This window comes from Streptomyces sp. NPDC046197 (assembly GCF_040646295.1).
Taxonomy (GTDB): domain Bacteria; phylum Actinomycetota; class Actinomycetes; order Streptomycetales; family Streptomycetaceae; genus Streptomyces.
Genome location: NZ_JBEYZY010000012.1, coordinates 204,633 through 222,169, shown reverse-complemented (window position 1 = coordinate 222,169; position 17,537 = coordinate 204,633). Strand labels below are relative to the sequence as shown.

The window sequence follows — 17,537 nt, the reverse complement described above, 5'->3', positions numbered from 1 at the left end:
ACCACCTCACTGGTAGGGGCGACAGTCCCGGCGCGAGGACGGGCGCTGCCGGCCAACTCCTCGCCGGACGCCATGAGTCCGTGCCTCCGCACGGGTCCGCCCCCTTCCGGATCAGCGCCCGACCGTCCGTCGACCTTAACCTCCACCGCCTGGCGGGCGAATCGTTCCGGTCACCCGGACAGGAGATGTGCCGGGCTCCGTCAGGACGGGTTGTCGATGCCGGTGACCGTGGTCGGGCCGAGCGGCACGTCGTCGTCGCCGAACCCCGCTTCGCGCAGTGCGGAAGCGGCCGTCTGCTTGGCCTTGCGTTCGGCGGTGGCGCGGTCTCCGGCCGTCACTTCCAGGCGGATGCTGAAGGTGTTGTCGTCGTTCACGGTGAGCAGGTCGAGATCCTCCTCCCGGCCGAGGGCCGTGCGGTGCGGGTCGGCCGACCGCAGCCGCCGTGCCAGGTCGGCCCGCGCATCGTCGTCCAGTCCGCTGCGGAAGGTACCCGGAATGGTGATGATGTAGGTGGTCACGTGATCGGTCCTCCTCCGATGCCTGGCCGGCTGCCTACGGGAGCCTGTCCATGCGCCTGCCCCGCAGCGGGATCTTCGAACCCGCCCGGTACGCGAAGCCACCCGCCTGCCCCGCGCCTCGACCGATGGCACCGAGGCGAGGACGTCGGTCCGTTCCGGCAGCGGCGTGGGTGCTCACCACGCCCCGTCCGTCCCGGCCGGCATCACGGGCCCCTTCGGGCCCTTGTTGCAGCACTGTGACAGAGGGAGAACTGTTCAAGGACAGCCCGCGGGCACGCTTCTCCCATCGAACAGAGCGGCAGGCGGTCGAGGGACGAACAACCCGGGACGACGGCGCTGCTCTGACGCCGACTCGCCGCAGTATGACCATCTGTCGACGCCCCTGGGGGAATCAGGCATGTCCGCCCGTATCCGCAGCACCGCTGCCGCCATCGCTCTCGCCGCCGCCGTCACCGGCACCGCAGTGCTCCTCGGAGGCGGCTCCGCTCTCGCCGCCGCCCCGGCCGCGCAGGGCAGCTCGCACGGAACCCTGACGATCAGCAACGGCACCAAGTACGTCTGGGTCAACGGCCACCGGGTGGACTTCGGGGTGGCCGTCAGGGACCTCGCCTGGTCCCCGAACGGCGCCAAGGCCGCGTTCATCGACGGCGCGGGGAACCTGGACGTCGCCAACGCCGACGGCAGCCATCGCGTCGTCGCCGCCAGGAACCCCGGCAACCAGAACTGGTCCCACCCCACCTGGCAGGTGGCCAGGGCCGACACCCGGTACGGCATCCCCGCGAAGAACAACCTGATCTTCGCCGCCCGCGCCCAGGGCGTGTCCAGGCTGGAGTACGTGGCCGCCACCGCGGTTCACGGCACTCCGCGGACGCTGTCTCTCGCGAGCGAGGCCGGTCCGGGCGTACCGGCGCTGCCGAAGACCGGCAATGTGTGGCCCAACGCGGCGGGCCGACACGGCACTTCGGTCTACGCGAACACCAACAGCGGCGAAGTCTACATCCGTGACGACTACATCCGGCAGCAGGGCGATGCGCTGACCAAGGGCTCGCAGCCGGCTCTGTCGCCCAACGAGGAGGAGGTCGTGTTCGTGCGTTCCGTCGCCGGCCACGACCACGTCCTGGTGGAGGACTTCAGCTCTCGCCGGGTCAAGGACCTCACCCCGCACGCCACCACCGACTACACCGAGCCCGCCTGGTCCCCTGACGGCACCACCCTCGCGGTGCGGACCCCCGCGGGCACCGTGACCATGCCGGCCAACGGCTCGGGCCGTCCGGCCAAGGTCACCTCCGTAGTCGGCCTGGCCGCCTACCGTCCCTGACTCCGTCGGGACGCCGGGCTCACCCTGGTGGCGTTGTCACCGCCCGGCCCGCGCGAGCTCGGCCCGCAGCTCCTCCAGGTGTGCGTCGGCGGTGTCGTGCGGGAGGAACTCGACCACGTCCAGGAAGCGGAACATGACCTGGCTCTTGGTGATCGCGAACTCGTACTCCCCGAATCCCACCACCGCGCCCATCGCCCCGCGGACGGCGCCCCGGACGACATGCTCCGTCATCTCGTCCGGCTGTGCCGCCGCCAGGCCGCGCCGCGCGTTGGGACGGGCCAGGTACGGGCACACCATCGAGGCGTAGAGCATGCACGCGCGGTGCCCCGGCCCCTCCAGGGTCGGCGCGAGATTGCGGTAGGGGCGACCGGCGGCCAGCGCCTCGCCGATCGCGGAGCTCTCGGCCGCCCCCACCACGCGCCAGACCGGTCCCTGCGGCATCGCCTCGTTGCACACCGAGCAGAGCCGCTTGCGGGCGCACTCGGCGCTGCGGTGGTAGTCGGTGAGGGCGAACTGCGGCTGCTCGCCCTCCCAGGGAGTGATTGCCGGAACGGGGTAGCCGCGGGTGTCGCGGGGTCTGGCCTCAACAGCCCGCGGCATGGGAACCATCTCGAAGCGCACGCCCCATCACTACCAGGTGGCCGGCTCCACGCACCACCTCCAACAGCCCGACGACCAGGGGAAGCCGGCGGTTTCGCGGTGCAGCCCGGCGCTCGGGTCGTGCGTGCGGTACGTCGGCCGGGCGGGCGTCGGCGGCGGCTCCCGCCGTGGGCGGCCGGAGCCGGAGCGGTCGCGGCGGAGTCCCCCGCGTCCCGCCTGGTCAGCGTCGCCCGGCGGTGCGACGCTGGGGTGGAGAGGTGTCCGAGGGGGGAAGCCGGGAGGGCCGATGGGACGGGACGTCCCGGCGCTGGTCTTCACCCGCGAGGACCGCCGCCGGTACCGGATCAAGATGCAGAAGTGCCTCGACACGTTCGCGCAGATGCTGCGCGAGTCACGGTTCGAGTCCGAGCGGCCCCAGGTGGGGCTGGAGATCGAACTGAACCTGGTGGACGACGAGGCAGAGCCGGCGATGCGCAACAGCGACGTGCTCGAGGCGATCGCTGATCCCGCCTGGTCCACCGAGCTGGGCCGGTTCAACCTTGAGATCAACATTCCCCCCCGTCGTCTGACGGAAGGTGGTCCCGACGCCTGGGAGTCCGAGATCCGTGCCGCGCTGAACCACGCGGAGCAGCGCGCCAGGTCGGTCGGCGTACACCTGATCATGATCGGCATCCTTCCCACGCTGCGGGAGGAGGAGATCGGCGAGGGGGCGCTGTCGGAGAACCCGCGCTACCGGCTGCTCAACGACCAGGTCTTCGCGGCCCGGGGCGAGGACCTGCGCATCGAGATCGACGGCGTCGACCGGCTGCGGACCTACGCGGACACGATCACTCCGGAGGCCGCGTGCACCAGCACCCAGTTCCACCTCCAGGTGTCCCCGGAGGAATTCGCCGACTACTGGAACGCGGCGCAGGCGATCGCGGGGGTCCAGGTGGCGCTGGCGGCGAATTCGCCCTTCCTGTTCGGCAAGGAACTGTGGCACGAGACCCGGATCCCCCTGTTCGAACAGGCCACCGACACCCGCCCGGAGGAGATCAAGGTGCAGGGGGTGCGTCCCCGGGTGTGGTTCGGAGAACGGTGGATCAACAGTGTCTTCGACCTCTTCGAGGAGAACCTGCGCTACTTCCCGGCGCTGCTGCCCCTGTGCGACGAGCAGGACCCCGCGGAGATGCTGGACCGCGGCGACATCCCCGGGCTGTCCGAGCTCACCCTGCACAACGGCACCATCTACCGCTGGAACCGGCCGGTTTACGCCATCGCCCACGACAAGCCGCATGTGAGGGTGGAGAACCGTGTGCTGCCCGCGGGTCCGACCGTGGCCGACACCCTCGCCAACGGCGCCTTCTACTACGGGCTCACCCGTGCCCTGGCGGAGGAGGACCGGCCGGTGTGGTCCCGGATGTCCTTCTCGGCCGCCGAGGAGAACCTGCACACTGCGGCACGGCACGGCATCGAGGCACGGCTCTACTGGCCCGGTGTGGGCGAGGTACCGGCGTCCGAACTCGTCCTGCGGCGTCTGCTGCCGCTGGCGCACCGGGGGCTGGAGCGCTCCGGCATGGACGAGGCCTGGCGGGAGCCGCTGCTCGGCATCATCGAGCAGCGGTGTGTGGCCGGCCGCAACGGAGCGCTGTGGCAGAAGGAGATGTTCCACCACATCGACGCCTCCGCCCATGCCGGCCGTCACGAGGCGGCGCGGCGGATGACGCAGCTGTACATCGACTACATGCACCTCAACGCCCCGGCCCACACGTGGCCGGTGGAATGAGCCCGGCGCCGGCGACGGGACCGGCCGTGTGCCGTTCGCCGGCCGGGGACGGCACCGGATCCCGGCCACCGCTCTCGTCCCGGCCACCGCTCTCGCCGTGCCGCCCGTGGGAGTGGAGTATGGAAGTGAGCGACGAAGGAGGCCCGTCATGAAATCCGGAGCCTCGGATTACGACATGTGGTACTCACAGACGCCGTCGCAGGCCGAAGGCGAGCGCGACGAGGTGAGCGAGCGCGCGGCGATGGAGGAGCACCCGGACGTCCTCAGGAGCCAGCCGTCCCAGGCGGAGGGCGAGCGGGACGACATCGACACGGGTGATCGCGACAATCGCCGGTGATCGTCCGGCGGTCGGTCGGCGCCGTCAGGGCGCCGGGGCTGCCCCGGTCCGGCAGCCGGGACACAGGCCCCAGAAGGTCACCGCCGCCTCCTGGGTGTCGTACTCCTCCGGCAGCCCCGGCTCCATGCAGGGAGCCGCACCGATCATGCACTCGACATCACGGACGGCAGCGCAGCGGCGGCACACGAAGTGATGGTGGTTGTCGTGGCGCTCGATCTCGTAGCGAGCCGGGTGGCCGGGAATCTGGGTGCAGCGGACCAGACCGGCGTCCGTGAGAGCGCGTAGCACGTTGTAGGTGGCCTGCAGGGAGAGGCGGCCGGTGATGCGCTGGGCGCGCTCACGCAGGGCTTCGGCGTCCAGGTGGCCGGGCGAGTGGGCGACGGCCACCAGCATGGCCATGCGCGGGGCGGTGACTCGCATGCTCGCCTCGCGCAGCTGTGCCGCGGCCAGCGCCATGGGTTCTTCCTCGGATGCCCGGGCCGTCATGCCGCCTGGCTCTCCCTGTCGTCCACGTCCGTGCTGAGCTCGAACCACACGCTCCTGCCGAGGGGGCCGGGCTCGTATCCCCCGCCTTGGGGACGGTTTTTCTTGTCCTTCCTACGAGGCTACCCACTTGCTGAAACCGGTCAAGTCTTTTGATGGCATCACTTTTCATGACTTATTCCAGAAAGTCACGTTGTAACGGATTGGCTTGGAATGACGGAGACGTGTGTCACAGTGGAGTCGCAACGCACGGCGAACGGGAGGCAGGAGAGGCGGCCTGTCATGCCCAGACATTTCGATCATCACAGCCCGGGCGCGGCCCCTTCCCTCTCCGCCGACCGGCGGAACGAGGAGTACGAGAGCCTGTTCCGGCAGGCCCCGGCCATCTTCGCTGCGCTGAGCGGCCCCGAACACCTGCTGCAGGCGGCGAACTCGGCGTTCTTCGACGCCGTCGGAACCGACCGGGTACACCTGGGCAAGCCGCTCGGTGAGCTGATCCCGGAGCTGGCCGCCCAGGGCGTCCTCGACTGGCTCGACACGGTGTACCACACCGGCAGCGCCTACCGGGCCCGGGACCGACGGGTGTTGCTCGGCGGTCCGGGCAGGCAGCGGGAGGGATTCTTCGACTTCACCTACGAGCCCCGCCGCGACGCGGCCGGCCAGGTGGACGGGGTCGTGGTCATCGCGGTCGAGACCACCGCGTACCACCACGCGCATCTCCTGGCCGCCGAGCAGCGCGCGCTGCTGGAGCAGATCGCGCGTGACGCACCGCTGGACGACATCCTGTACGGCATGGCCAGGGCCATCGAGGAGCTCTCCCCGGACCTGATCGTCTCGGTGCTGCTGGCCGATGCCGACGGACGGCATCTCCGGCACGGCACCGCCCCGAGTCTGCCCCATTTCTACAACGAGGCGGTCGACGGGCTACCCATCGGCGAGGGCGTCGGCTCATGCGGTACGGCCGCCTACCGGTGTGAACCGGTGATCGTCACCGACATCGCCACCGACCCGGTCTGGACGCACTACCGCGACATGGCCCGGCGGGCCGGGGTGGCGGCGTGCTGGTCCACGCCGATCCAGGACGCGGAGGGCCGTCTTCTGGGCACCTTCGCGATGTACCACCGCACCCCGAAGGCTCCCGAGGAGACGGACCTGGCGCTCAGCGCCGCCTTCGCCCGCATAGCCGCGCTGGCCATCGAACGCGACCGGACGGTACAGGCGAGCCGGTCTGCCCAGAAACGCGAGAAGACGGCCCACGACGACCTGGCCTTCGTGCTGGAAGCCAGTACCACCATCACCTGCGAACCGCACTACTCCGACTGTCTGCAGTGCATGGCCCGGCTGACCGTGCCGGCCCTGGCGCCGCTGTGCGCCGTCCATGTGTTCGAGGGCGGCCGCACCCAGCGCGTCGCCGTGGCCGCCTCCTCCCCGGCCGGGCAGGAGCTCCTGGACTCCCCCGCCGTGCGCGACCAGGTGGAGCCGGCCGTGTCGCGCGTACTGGCCTCGGGCACCACCGAGACCGCCCACGGGGGAAGCCTCGGCGCCCACCTGGGGGTCACCGGGTACGTGTGCGTGCCGCTGACCGCCCGGGGCCGTACCTTCGGAGCGCTGACCCTCCTGGCCACCGATCTTGCCCTGGACGGCCACACGATCGCCCTCGCCGAGGAACTCGCCCGCCGGGCCGCTTCGAGCGCGGACAACGCCCGCCAGTTCACCGACCGCGTCCAGCTGGCGCGCGATCTGCAGGCGGGCCTGCTGCCTCCCCGGCTGCCCAGGATTCCCGGCGCCACCTTGGCGGCGTCCTACCACCCGGCCGGTGAAGGGCTCGACGTCGGCGGCGACTTCTACGACGTCTTTCCGCTGCCCGGCGAACGGTGGGCGTTCATCATCGGCGACGTGTCCGGACGCGGAGCGCTGGCCGCGACGACCACCGGTATGGTGCGGCACACCACGCGCGCCGCCGCCCGTCTCCTGAACGACCCGGCGGCAGTGGTCACCGCCATCAACGACGCGCTGCTGGAGAGCGCCGTCTACGAGGACCAGTTCGTCTCGCTCGCCTACGGCGAGCTGCGGCACACCCGCTCCCGCCTCACGCTCGACCTGATCCGCGCAGGCCATGTGCCGCCCCTCGTCCGCCGGGTCGGCGGCACCGTCGAAGAACTCGCCCAGCCGGGTCTCCTGCTGGGCATCGCCCCCCACCCCGAATGCTGCCCGTACGGCACCGACCTGTACTCCGGTGACAGCCTTGTCCTGGTCACCGACGGCGTCACCGAGGCACGTTCGGCCGACGGCGAGTTCTTCGGCGACGAGCGCCTGGCCGACGCGGTCGCCGCCGTCGACACCCCGCTGCCCACCGCAGCCGATCTCCTCGAGTCCGTGACCGCCGCGGTCATCGCGTTCGCAGGCACGGCCACCGTCGACGACCGGGCCGCACTGGTGCTCACCGCCACCTGACGGTCACCGCAACGCAGCGGCCGCGGCCCGGGTTCCGGCCGAGCCCCGCCGCGTGACGCGGGACCTCCAAGCCTGCCGGAAAGGGGCGGCGGGTGCGGGAGGGCTTGGCGTCCGCCTCCGATTCTGGTTGGGTACCGCTGGTCACCCGCGCAATCGGCGCGGGCGCGGAAGGGGAGCGGGCGGCGTGGATCCGACGGTGCAGGAGCACATCAGCGGGGTTCTGCCCGAGGGACTGGGACCGGCGATAGGTGAAACCGCCGCTGACATCGCCGCGTTGTTGCACGGCCTGCCCGACACTGCTTTTCCCGTACCGGACTCCGAGTGGTCGGTCGGCGAGGCGGCCGCCCATCTGGCGCTGGCCAACGAGCTGATGGCCGACCTTGCCCGTGGGCAGGAACGCCAGTACGGGGACGGCACACCGCAGGCTCTGGCCGCGGCGAATGCACAGGCCCTCGACGCGTTCGGCGAGCGCCGGGCGGAGCCGCTTGCAGCCATGATCGTGGAGCAGGCCGACGCGTTCCTGGCCGCCGCGGCCCAGGCACCGGCCGACGAAGCCGCAGCCCGGGCACTTGTCACGCCGCTCGGGTCCATGAACAGGGATGTACTCGCGTCTTACCTGCTCACCCACATGCTGGGCCACGGTTACGACCTCGCTCGCGCGCTGCGCCGCCCACACATGATCGACCGCGACCGTGTGCTGCTGTGCATGCCGTTCCTGCTCTCGGTCATGCCCCGCGTCGCCGACCCGGCGGCCATGGCCGGCCTGACGGCCAGGTACACCATCCGGCTGCGGGGCGGCCCGGCGTTCGGTGTCTTCGTGGCCGACGGCGCGGTCGGCGTGACCCAGGGGTCTTTGGACCGTTCGGACTGCACCATCCTCATCGAGCCCGTCACGTTCCTCCTGACAGCGCTGGGCCGTCGCGGTCCGTGGCGGTCCATCGCCCAGGGACGGGTGCTCACCTGGGGACGCAAGCCCTGGCTCGCGCCCCGCTTTCCCACCCTGTTCGTCGCACCCTGAACCGCCCCCGCCCCCCGCGCCGCACGGCGGGAATCTGTCATCCTGCGCAGATGATCGTTCCGATACCTCCCGTGGTGCCTGCCGGGCGGATGAGTCAGGATGAGCAGCCGGTGTTCCGGCCGGCCGGCGGACCGGGCCTGCTCCTGCGGCCGTGGGAACCGGAGGATGCCCAGGTGCTCGCGGACTCCTGCCTCGATCCGGCCATCCAGCGCTGGAACCGGCCAGGGCGTCTGTCCGTCGAGGAGGCGCGGGCGCGGATCGCGCGCTGGCGCGGGCGCTGGCAGAGTGAAGAGGCGGCCGTATGGGCCATCCACCGATTCACGGAGCAGCGGCCCATGGGCATGATCGGCGTCGGTGACATCGACCTCGCGGGCGGCAGCGGCGAGTTGGTGTACTGGTTGCTCCCCGGCGGTCGCGGCAGCGGGGCCATGGTCGACGCGACGGTCCGGGTGAGCCGGTGGGCTCTGGAGGAGCTGGGCCTGCACCGGCTGCGCATCACGCATTCCGTGGCCAACACCGCCTCGTGCCGGGTCGCCGAGAAGGCGGGGTTCGCTCTGGAGGGGACCATGCGCAGCGCGCTGCTGCACGCCGACGGCTGGCACGACGAGCATCTGCACGCACGGATCCAGGGCGACCCCTGGCCGGTGGACGAGCTGCGGACTTCGGCAGGGCGCTGAGGCAATCCATCGCCCGTCCTGGGCCGTATTCGTGAGTGGGGCGATGCGGCGAGGAGGACCGGCCATGAGTCGAAGGTTCAGTCGTGGCGGGGCGATGGTGGGAGCGGGCGCGGTGGCGTTGGCCGCCGTGCTCACGGCGTGCGGAAACCCGGCCTCGAGCGGCACCGGCGGGGCGGCGGCGTCCACTTCGTCGAAGGGAGGCCAGACCGTGACCGTGAAGATGACCGAGTACCAGCTGGCTCTGTCGTCGAAGACGTTCAAGGCCGGCGCCTACACCTTCGCCGTGAAGAACGACGGTCACACTCTGCACTCGCTGGAGATCGAGGGCAAGGGCACCGAGGCACGGCTGCCCCACGCCCTTCAGCCGGGCCAGTCGGCGCAGCTCAAGGTCACGCTCAAGAACGGCTCCTACGAGCTGTACTGCCCGGTGGACAGTCACAAGTCCCTGGGGATGAAGACGGAGATCAACGTCGGCGGTGCGGGCGGAGGCGGCACCTCGTCCTCGGGCAGCGGATACTAGCGGATACCGGACGTATTGATCACGAGCGTTGTTGAAACTCGCCGGGCCTGATCGGTCACGTTCGACGGGACGTCGCCGAGGCGCAGCGCACGCACGTGGTCGCCGCCGGGCGGACTTCGAGGCGCTCGCTCGGGATCGGCTCACCACACACCGTGCACTGCCCGTAGTCACCCCGTTCCCAGCGCTCCAGTGCCCGGTCGAGGTCGGCCAGGTGCTCACGCGTCTGCGCCAGCAGGGCGCCGACGTGTGCGCGCTCGAAGGCCGTGCTCGACCCCTCCGGGTCGTGCTCGTCGTCGACCGCGACAAGCGCGTTCGCCGCCACGATCCCGTCGTACTCCCGGCCCAGCGCCGCGATCTGCGCCAGCGTGGAGATGCGGTCGCGTTCCAGGAGCTCGCGCAGAAGGTCACGGTCCGCAGCGGAGAAACCCCGCTTTCCGGATTGTTCGGTCATGGTGGTAGAACGTCCGCGCACGCCGGTCCGATTCCCCGAGGAGGGGGAGTCCGAGCGACGCCAGTGACCCTGTGTAGGATCAGGTCGCATTCGGTGACCGTTGGTGCTCCATGTCGACGGCTCCGGGCGTGTGAACCGACCCGGCCCGTCATCTCCCGCTGCCCCGCAGACAACCAATGCCCCCGTCCCGGCATCTTTAGGTATGACCAACAACTGGGGGATTACGATGAATTGGTCCAGGCCTCTGAGCGTGGCGGTGGCCGGACTCGTGCTGTGTGGGTGCTCCACCTCGGCGAAAACGCCCGGAGCCGCGCCGAGCCCGAGCACGTCCGGGCACAAGGCCACGAGCACACCCACCACCACGAGCACCGCCGGCCCCGCGCCCGCCAAGCCCCAGCTGATCCTGAACGGACAGCTCGGAGCCCGCCCCGGGCAGCTCGTCTCCATCCTCCTGTACGGCGTCGGCCAGTCCCTGGGGCATGACGCGGTGACCGCCCAGTCGGCGGCGTTCAGCGCGCCGGTGCGGCTGCGCTGGCAGCGGGACTCCGGCGCCTACGAGGCCGTGGCGCCCCTGGCGATGACGGACAAGCCCGGCTCGTTCCCGCTCTCGGTCACCGTCGCAGGACACGTCGTGGCGCACGACAGGATCCAGGTCGTACGTTCCAAACGACCGTCCTTCACCGTGTCGTCGGACGTGGCCCGCCCCGGAGAGCCGGTGTGGCTGAACTTCGACGACCTGTACCCCGGCGAGCGGGGCACCGACTTCACGGTGCGGTCCGCGGCGCTGCCCCGGCCCGCGCGTCTCGTCCACGACGCACAGTACGACTTCTACAACCCCCGGGCGTTCCTGGCCCAGCCGGCGCTGCGCCCCGGCCTGGCGGACGGCACGTACACCTTCGACCTGTACGGTCCGCAGGGCCACCACATCGCAAGGAAGCATCTGAACGTCCGCGCGTCCCGCCCGGGAGACCCCGACTACCTCGGCAAGGCGTACGGCCCCGCCCTCTACGACCCGCGCATCGGCTACGCCGACAGCTCTCACGGGCACGTCCTCCGGGTTCGCGCCGGAGGGCAGGTCGGTGTCATGTGGCACGACGTCCACCCCGACCCGGGCGAGGAGACCCGGCTGACCGCCTCCTCCCCCGCGTTCACCCACGTCCTGCGCCTCCACCGGGACGACAGCAAGTCCGGGGACGGCGACGACCCGCGCTACTTCAACACGGCGACCATCCGTGCCGATGTCCGGCCGGGCCGCTACCCGGTGGTCATTTCAGCCCATCACGGCCGTGTGAAGAAGCAGGGTTACGTCATAGTGACGGCCCGGTAGGCCGCGGTCGTCCGGGTACCGGCCGGTCCTTCGGGGCCGCGGGTTCCGGAAGGGCTCCCAGAGCCGCGTAGTCGTACATGCCGTAGGCGCCGCTGACGTGTGCGTGTGTTGCCCGGGGCCCTCGGTAGAGCAGGGAACGCGCGTGCAGGTAGGGGCAGATCGTCGCGGTCTCCATGACGGCGCGGTCGACCGCGGTCCAGGTGCGGGTACGGGCCTCGCCGTCGGTGGTACGCGCTCCGGATTCCAGGAGGGCGTTGATCTCGGGCAGGTCGAGTTCGGCGAAGTTGTGGTTGCCGGACTGCTTGATCGAGCGGCCGTGGAGGATCTGGTCGAAGAAGCCGAAGCCGTCGGGGAAGTCCGCTCCCCAGCCGAACATGATGATGCCCAGGCCCTGTTCGTGCACGTAGGCGGGGACTCCCGCGTACTTCTCGAAGTAGTCGCCGGACTGGAAGGGCACGACCTCCGCATCGATGCCGACGCGGGCCAGGGACGTGCTCAGTGCCTGGGCGGCGGCGTACTCCTTGAGCCGGTCGACCCGCGCCGCGATGCGGGTGCGGAAGCCGTCCGGGCGCCCGGCGGCCGCCAGTTCGGCGCGGGCCCGGGCGAAGTCGCCGTGGTGGTCCGGACCGCACGGGTAGCGGTCGGAGGGCTCGTGACCCGCGAGGGTGGGGGGCAGGACGGTGCCCGCGATGTCGCCGGCCAGGGGACCCCCGTAGGCCTGCTGCATGGCGGCCTTGTCGGTGCCGTACTGCACGGCGCGGCGGCAATGGATGTTGTCGAACGGCTGGACGTTGGGGTTGATGGCGTACATCCAGGTGAACCCCATGTGGGGGTTGTCGGCCCGGCCGCGCAGCACCGGGTCGGCCATGATCTTCTCCAGGGTGGCGGGCTGCACGCCCACCCCGGCCAGGTCGATGTCGGTCTCGCCGGACAGCAGCAGGTCGTCGACGGTCTGGCCGTCGACGCCGAGGGCGACCTCGATGCGTGCCGCTCGCCGGGAGCGGACCGGATCGGTGGCCGGGTCCCAGCAGGGGTTGGGGAGCAGCACGAGCCGTTCGCCGGGGACGTAGTCGGCGACCCGGTAGGGGCCCGTCGCGACGGGGCGGAGGTGGTAGTCGGCACCGGTGTCGCGGTGGCGCGGAACGGGGACGGTGCTGGGCAGGGTGGCCAGGTGGTCGAAGGCGGCGAAGGGCTCCGCCGGCCGGAACACCAGGGTGTACGGGTCCGGCGTCGTGACGGCGTCGATGGTCCGCAGGTGGTGGTGGAAATAGGTCGGCCCCTTGCCGAGGACGTCGGGCCGGAAGTTGCTGCGCTCGATCGCGTGGCGTACGTCATAGGCGGTGACGGGAGTGCCGTCCTCGAAGCGCACGTCGCGGCGCAGCCGGTAGGTCCAGGTGCGGCCGCCGTCGTCGGTGACGCCGAGCGTCTGCGCGAGGTCGGGGACCAGGCGCTGGCCTGCGCGGCCGGGTGCGAGGTCGAAGGTGACCAGGCTGCGGCCGTACAGCCGAAGGAAGTTCCAGGCGAAGGCGTAGTAGGTGTTGCCCGCGTCGAGGGAGTCGAAGCCGGAGGTACGGGCGAACCTGAGGGTTCCGCCGGTTTCCCGGGCGGGGTTCACGGTGGAGGTCAGCGCGGCGTTGAAGCCGCCGACGGTACCGCCGGGCTCGGACTGGGTCACGGGGCAACTCCCATCGCCTGGATGTCGTAGAGGCCGAACGCCGGGTGGACGAAGACATTGGTCACCCGGGGGTTGCGGATGTGCAGCGTGCGGTCGTAGACCATCGGCAGGATCACGGCGTGTTCCATGACCGCGTCGTCGATCCGGGCCCACAGGTCGGACACGGTCTCGGGGTCGGTGGACTCCTGGGCGGCGTCGATCAGTGCGTTGACGCGCGGGTCGTCGAGTTCGGCGAAGTTGTGGTTGCCGCCTTCGCGTTTGATCATGCGTCCGTCCACGAGGGGGGCGAGAAATCCGTAGGGGGTGGGGTAGTCGGCCCCCCAGTCGGTGACGGCCAGCCCCAGGCCCTGGGCCCGGACGGTGGCGGGCAGACCGAGCCCGGTGCGGTAGTAACTGGCCACGTCCAGTTCGGCCACCCGGGCGCGGATGCCGACGCGGGACAGCGAGGCCGCGAGCGTGTCGGCGACCACGCGGAACTTGCCGCGCTGGGTGGCGATGACGGTGTCGAAGCCGTCGGGCAGTCCGGCGGCTGCCAGCTCCTTGCGTGCGAGGTCGAGGTCGCCGTGCCCGTCGGATCCCGCACCGTACCTGCGGTGGGGGCGGTGGCCGGGCATGCCGGGGACGAGGAGGCCGGTCGCCTGCTCACCGCCGAGCGTGCCGCCGCGGGCCTCCAGCAGTGCCTTGCGGTCGGCGGCGTAGTGCACGGCGCGGCGGCAGTGGATGTTGTCGAACGGTGGGACCTGCGGCTGGATCGCGATGTACTGCAGGAAGTTGGTGACCGGGTTGTCGCAGCGGGCGAGCAGTGCGGGATCGCCTGCGATGCGCTGCTGGGCCGCGAGCTGGACGCCGCGTCCTTCGAGGTTGATGTCGAACTCGCCGGACAGAACCCGGTCGTCGACCTCGTGCGGCGGCACCCCGATGGTCACGTCGAGGGTGTCGGGCAGCGCGGCGCGGATCGGGTCGGTGGCCCGGTCCCAGGCCGGATTGCGCACGAGCAGCAGACGTTTGCCCGGCTGGTGGTCGGCGATCCGGTAGGGACCGCTGGCCAGTGGGCGGCGACCGTAGCCGGGGCCGGTGTCGGCCTGAGGTGGCACGGGGGCCGTGCCTGGCTGGGCCATGAGGTAGTCGAAGTCGGCGAAGGGCCGTTGCAGCCGGAAGACGAGGGTGTAGGGGTCGGGCGTCTCGACGGCGCGCAGACCGAGCCGTTCCGGATGGGTGTCGCGGTACGGGCCCGGGTACGGTTCGGCGGGGTCGTCGAGCAGGCTCACCAGGTACGTGGGTCCGCCGGGGAGGACGTCCTGGGCGAAGGCACGCTGGACGGCGTACTTGACCTCGCGGGCGGTGACGGGAGTGCCGTCCTCGAAGCGCACGCCGCGGCGCAGCCGGTAGGTCCAGGTACGGCCGCCGTCGCCGGGACGGCCGGGCGCCAGGGCGAGATCGGGGACCGCGCGGCGGCCCTCGGGCCCGGGGGCGGCGGCGAAGGCCATCACGGTGCGCTGGAGGGCGCGCTGCAGCAGCCAGCACCACACGTAGTAGGTGCGGGCGGGGTCGAGGGAGTCGACGTCCGCCGAGGTCACCAGGCGCAGGACGCCGCCTTGGCGGGTCGAGGGCCGGACGACCCGGGCGCAGGCCGCGTTGAACCGCTCGTCGGTCACGTTGTCGCCTTCCGGTCAGGTGAGGGCCTGGTTGATCGCCGCTCCGCTGCGGCGGTGGAGCGTGAGCATGTCGGCGGCCACGAACACGGTCACCGCGGTGAGCACCCACCACAGCGCCTGCGGGGCATGGGCGAGGAAGAACGCGGCGAGGGCCGGCACCAGGGCGAGGGACGAACCCGCGAGGACCTGGTTGAACGCCTGGTAGGCGCCGCGTTCGGACTGGGGAGACAGGGCGAGGATGACAACGGCGAGGCACTGCGTCGCCAGCAGTTCACCGAAGGTGTAGACCGCCATGCCGGCTATGAGGAGGGCCAGTTGGGGTCCGCGTGGCAGGTGTCCCGCGATACCGAGGGCGACCAGCAGCGCGGTGTGCAGCGCGACACCGACGGCGATCACCGGGAGCGGGGAACGTCCCTGGATCCGGGCCGCGACCGGTAGTTGCAGCAGCACGATCATTGTGGTGTTGACAGCGAAGAGCACTCCGATCAGCCAGGACCGGGCGTGCAGGGTGACGGTGAGGTAGACGGGCAGGGCCGCCTCGACGGAGACGATGACGGTGAGCAGGACGAAGTTGGCCACCACCGCGCGCAGGAAGAGGCGGTCGCGCCAGGGACGTCCGCGGCGGGCCTGCCGCGTGTGGCCCCCGGCCCTGCGGGATGTGGGCAGCGGGAGGTAGAGCAGCGTGGTGACGGCGAAGCTGGCCGCGTTGACCAGGCCGACGGCGACGAACCCGGTGCGGCTGTGCACCCCGGCCAGCACGGCTCCCGCGGCCAGTCCGCCCAGGCCGATGCCCGCGTTGAAGGTCACCTTGGTGAGCGCGAGCCAGCGGCCGACCTGCTCCTCGGGCGCCACGCCGGCAGCCAGGACGGGCATCGACGTCTGTTCGGCGCGCTGGCACAGCGCGACGAGCATCGCCAGCGCGGTGAAGGTCACCGCGTCATGCACCTGCAGGTAGCCGACGAACGCTCCGGCGCGCAGCAGTGCGGCCGCGACCAGGACGGGGCGGGTGCCGAAGCGGTCGACCAGGCGGCCGGTCTGGAAGACCAGCGGCAGCACGGCGAGTACGGCCAGTGTCAGACAGGTGCCGACGGTGGTGAGCGGCAGCCCGGTGACGGCCGGGAAGAACAGCAGTTGGTAGGGGTAGAAGAAGCCGGTGCCGAGCGCGTTGACCAGCCCGGCGGTCGCGAACCAGCCGACACCGCGCCCACGCGGCAGCCACATCCGGCGTACCGGCGCCGACGGCGTCCGCGCGGCGGCCGAAGTGCCGGCCCGCCGCCCGTCCGCGCGGCTCATCCGCCTGCCCCCTGCGACCGCGGCCCCGCCTGCGCGGGTGTGTCCTCGAGTGGCAGGACGAAAGCGTGCTGGTCCACCGCCGCGCAGCCGCGTGACTGCTTGGCCGCGACGCTGCCGGTCCCGTAGTGGACGGCGGTCACCCCGAACTCCGCCGCGAGTTCGGCCGGACGGTAGAACAGGGTCTCGAAGTAGACCGGGAGGTTGCCCTGGGCCTCGTAGTCGAACCCGGCGCGGTGGGCGAACCACTGGTCCCGGTGGCGCAGCAGCAGGGCGAAGCCGAGTACGTCGCCGTCCCGGCGGGCGACGGAGACCTGGGCGTGCTCACCGACGTGGGTCAGCACCTGGCCGAAGATCTCCTCGGACTGCCGCGGCAGCCAGCGCATGCCGTACTTGGTCAGCAGTTCCGCCTCCAGCGCGGCCAACCGCGCAATGGACCCGCTGTGCAGCGGCTCGATCTCCACCCGGACGTCGACGGCCCGCAGTTGCCTGCGCTCGGCCAGGATGCGGCGGCGCCGATGACCCGACAGTGTCGCCAGATAGCCGTCCAGCCCGCCCTCGGGCAGCGGGAGCCAGCTGTACCGGCCGGACCGGAAGCAGCGGTAGCCGCGGGTCGCCAGCAGCTCCCGCAGCGCGGTGTCACGTTCGTCGACGTACAGGAAGGCGACGCTGCGCGCGCCGAGCGTGCGGGCACGGTCCTCGGCCGCGCGCACCAGACGGGCCGCGTCCTGCTCCCCGACGTGGCCCGCCGGAACCAGTACGCGGTTGCGGCCCAGATGGCGTCCGCCGCAGACCAGGGCGGGCATGAGCGCCTCGGTGGCGTCGCCGGTCAGGGTGGCCGCGAACTCGGCCGCGCCGGGCTGCTCCTCTTTGACGCAGCGTTGCAGAAGGGTGTCGGGGCGACCGGAGAGCCAGGGCGCGGACGTCTGTGCGTGGGCGGTCGCGAGGGCAGCGCGGGGAAGGTGTGGCGGCCCCGCCGTGAGGTAGCCCATGGCGGCTCCGGAGGTCTCCTCGATGACCCGCAGCCAACGGGAGGTCAGGTAGAAGTCGTCCGCTCCCACCAGGGCGTCCCATGCCTGAGCGGGAAGCTCCACCGCCCGTTCGGCCAGCGCGGGAGCGTCCGGGGCGGGTCCGGGTGCTCGGGCCGAGCCCGGTACCGGGGCGGTCAACGGCCCACGGAGGGGACGACGTCCCCGGGTCGGGCCGACAGGATCGGGCGCCGCCGGCCACCCAGGTACCGGCGACGCGGGCCGACTTCGGACAAGCCCGTGCGGTTCCGCCGCGGGGTGGGCGGCAGTGCCGCGCGCCGGGACGCCGGGCCGGTGTCCGGGCCGTCGCAGCGCCGTCGCGCCGTCGGCCGGGCATCGGTGCTCATCGTTGTTCTCCGTTTCCTTGTACGGACGGTGACGAGAGAGGGGGTGGAGGAGTGGCGGCCGGGCGGGCGGTGGT

Annotated in this window: 16 protein-coding genes; 8 read left to right on the top strand and 8 right to left on the bottom strand. The window is 71.4% G+C overall.

All coding sequences use genetic code 11. From position 1 onward, the window contains the following. Positions 1-200: 200 nt before the first annotated feature. On the bottom strand, positions 201-518 hold the full coding sequence (locus tag AB0A61_RS19355) for a DUF6204 family protein (protein ID WP_361293187.1): 318 nt from the start codon (positions 516-518) through the stop codon (positions 201-203). 397 nt (positions 519-915) lie between these two features. Between AB0A61_RS19355 and AB0A61_RS19350 the strand changes: the two genes are divergently transcribed. Further along, complete coding sequence (locus AB0A61_RS19350) at positions 916-1,836, top strand: hypothetical protein (RefSeq protein WP_361293185.1); 921 nt, start codon at positions 916-918, stop codon at positions 1,834-1,836. Between the two features lie 36 nt (positions 1,837-1,872). On the opposite strand, the gene AB0A61_RS19345 is transcribed toward AB0A61_RS19350, so the two are convergent. Next, on the bottom strand, positions 1,873-2,436 hold the full coding sequence (locus AB0A61_RS19345; protein ID WP_361293183.1) for a hypothetical protein: 564 nt from the start codon (positions 2,434-2,436) through the stop codon (positions 1,873-1,875). A 286-nt stretch (positions 2,437-2,722) separates the two neighbouring features. On the opposite strand from AB0A61_RS19345, the gene AB0A61_RS19340 reads away from it, so the two are divergent. Then, positions 2,723-4,201 (top strand): glutamate-cysteine ligase family protein, encoded by a 1,479-nt coding sequence (locus tag AB0A61_RS19340; RefSeq protein ID WP_361293181.1) that lies wholly within the window; start codon positions 2,723-2,725, stop codon positions 4,199-4,201. Positions 4,202-4,349: 148 nt separating this feature from the next. Then, positions 4,350-4,538, top strand: coding sequence for a hypothetical protein (locus AB0A61_RS19335; protein WP_361293179.1), 189 nt, complete (start codon positions 4,350-4,352; stop codon positions 4,536-4,538). A 24-nt stretch (positions 4,539-4,562) separates the two neighbouring features. Here AB0A61_RS19335 and AB0A61_RS19330 read toward each other — a convergent pair whose 3' ends face one another. Then, positions 4,563-5,024, bottom strand: coding sequence for a Fur family transcriptional regulator (locus tag AB0A61_RS19330; RefSeq protein WP_361293177.1), 462 nt, complete (start codon positions 5,022-5,024; stop codon positions 4,563-4,565). 279 nt (positions 5,025-5,303) lie between these two features. Here AB0A61_RS19330 and AB0A61_RS19325 point away from each other — a divergent pair, with 279 nt between their 5' ends. The 4 genes from AB0A61_RS19325 (at position 5,304) to AB0A61_RS19310 (ending at position 9,690) form a co-directional block, all read left to right on the top strand. Then, on the top strand, positions 5,304-7,475 hold the full coding sequence (locus AB0A61_RS19325) for a SpoIIE family protein phosphatase (protein ID WP_361293175.1): 2,172 nt from the start codon (positions 5,304-5,306) through the stop codon (positions 7,473-7,475). Positions 7,476-7,659: 184 nt separating this feature from the next. After that, the gene (locus AB0A61_RS19320; RefSeq protein WP_361293173.1) at positions 7,660-8,493 is read left to right on the top strand and encodes a maleylpyruvate isomerase family mycothiol-dependent enzyme; all 834 of its coding nucleotides are present in this window, start codon (positions 7,660-7,662) and stop codon (positions 8,491-8,493) included. Positions 8,494-8,582: 89 nt separating this feature from the next. Beyond that, positions 8,583-9,170, top strand: a complete 588-nt coding sequence (locus AB0A61_RS19315; protein ID WP_361293171.1) for a GNAT family N-acetyltransferase — start codon at positions 8,583-8,585, stop codon at positions 9,168-9,170. A gap of 64 nt (positions 9,171-9,234) precedes the next feature. After that, on the top strand, positions 9,235-9,690 hold the full coding sequence (locus AB0A61_RS19310) for a cupredoxin domain-containing protein (protein WP_361293169.1): 456 nt from the start codon (positions 9,235-9,237) through the stop codon (positions 9,688-9,690). A gap of 55 nt (positions 9,691-9,745) precedes the next feature. On the opposite strand, the gene AB0A61_RS19305 is transcribed toward AB0A61_RS19310, so the two are convergent. Next, positions 9,746-10,141 carry a TraR/DksA C4-type zinc finger protein gene (locus AB0A61_RS19305; RefSeq protein ID WP_361293167.1) on the bottom strand — a complete coding sequence of 132 codons (396 nt, stop codon included), beginning with the start codon at positions 10,139-10,141 and terminating at the stop codon, positions 9,746-9,748. A gap of 250 nt (positions 10,142-10,391) precedes the next feature. On the opposite strand from AB0A61_RS19305, the gene AB0A61_RS19300 reads away from it, so the two are divergent. After that, entirely contained in the window at positions 10,392-11,468 is a 1,077-nt protein-coding gene (locus AB0A61_RS19300; RefSeq protein WP_361293165.1) for a hypothetical protein, read from the top strand. On the opposite strand, the gene AB0A61_RS19295 is transcribed toward AB0A61_RS19300, so the two are convergent. The 4 genes from AB0A61_RS19295 to AB0A61_RS19280 are packed head-to-tail and all read right to left on the bottom strand — an operon-like array spanning position 11,449 to position 17,257. Beyond that, a complete protein-coding gene (locus AB0A61_RS19295) occupies positions 11,449-13,143 on the bottom strand; it encodes an ABC transporter substrate-binding protein (protein WP_361293163.1) in 1,695 nt (564 codons plus the stop codon). The two genes, AB0A61_RS19300 and AB0A61_RS19295, sit on opposite strands and share 20 nt — an antisense overlap. Continuing rightward, positions 13,140-14,798, bottom strand: a complete 1,659-nt coding sequence (locus tag AB0A61_RS19290; RefSeq protein WP_361293161.1) for an ABC transporter substrate-binding protein — start codon at positions 14,796-14,798, stop codon at positions 13,140-13,142. Before AB0A61_RS19290 ends, AB0A61_RS19295 begins: the two co-directional genes overlap by 4 nt. A gap of 15 nt (positions 14,799-14,813) precedes the next feature. Beyond that, a complete protein-coding gene (locus AB0A61_RS19285; protein ID WP_361293159.1) occupies positions 14,814-16,091 on the bottom strand; it encodes an MFS transporter in 1,278 nt (425 codons plus the stop codon). Continuing rightward, complete coding sequence (locus AB0A61_RS19280) at positions 16,088-17,257, bottom strand: GNAT family N-acetyltransferase (RefSeq protein WP_361293157.1); 1,170 nt, start codon at positions 17,255-17,257, stop codon at positions 16,088-16,090. The genes AB0A61_RS19285 and AB0A61_RS19280 overlap by 4 nt, the downstream gene beginning before the upstream one ends. Between the last annotated feature and the right edge of the window lie 280 nt (positions 17,258-17,537).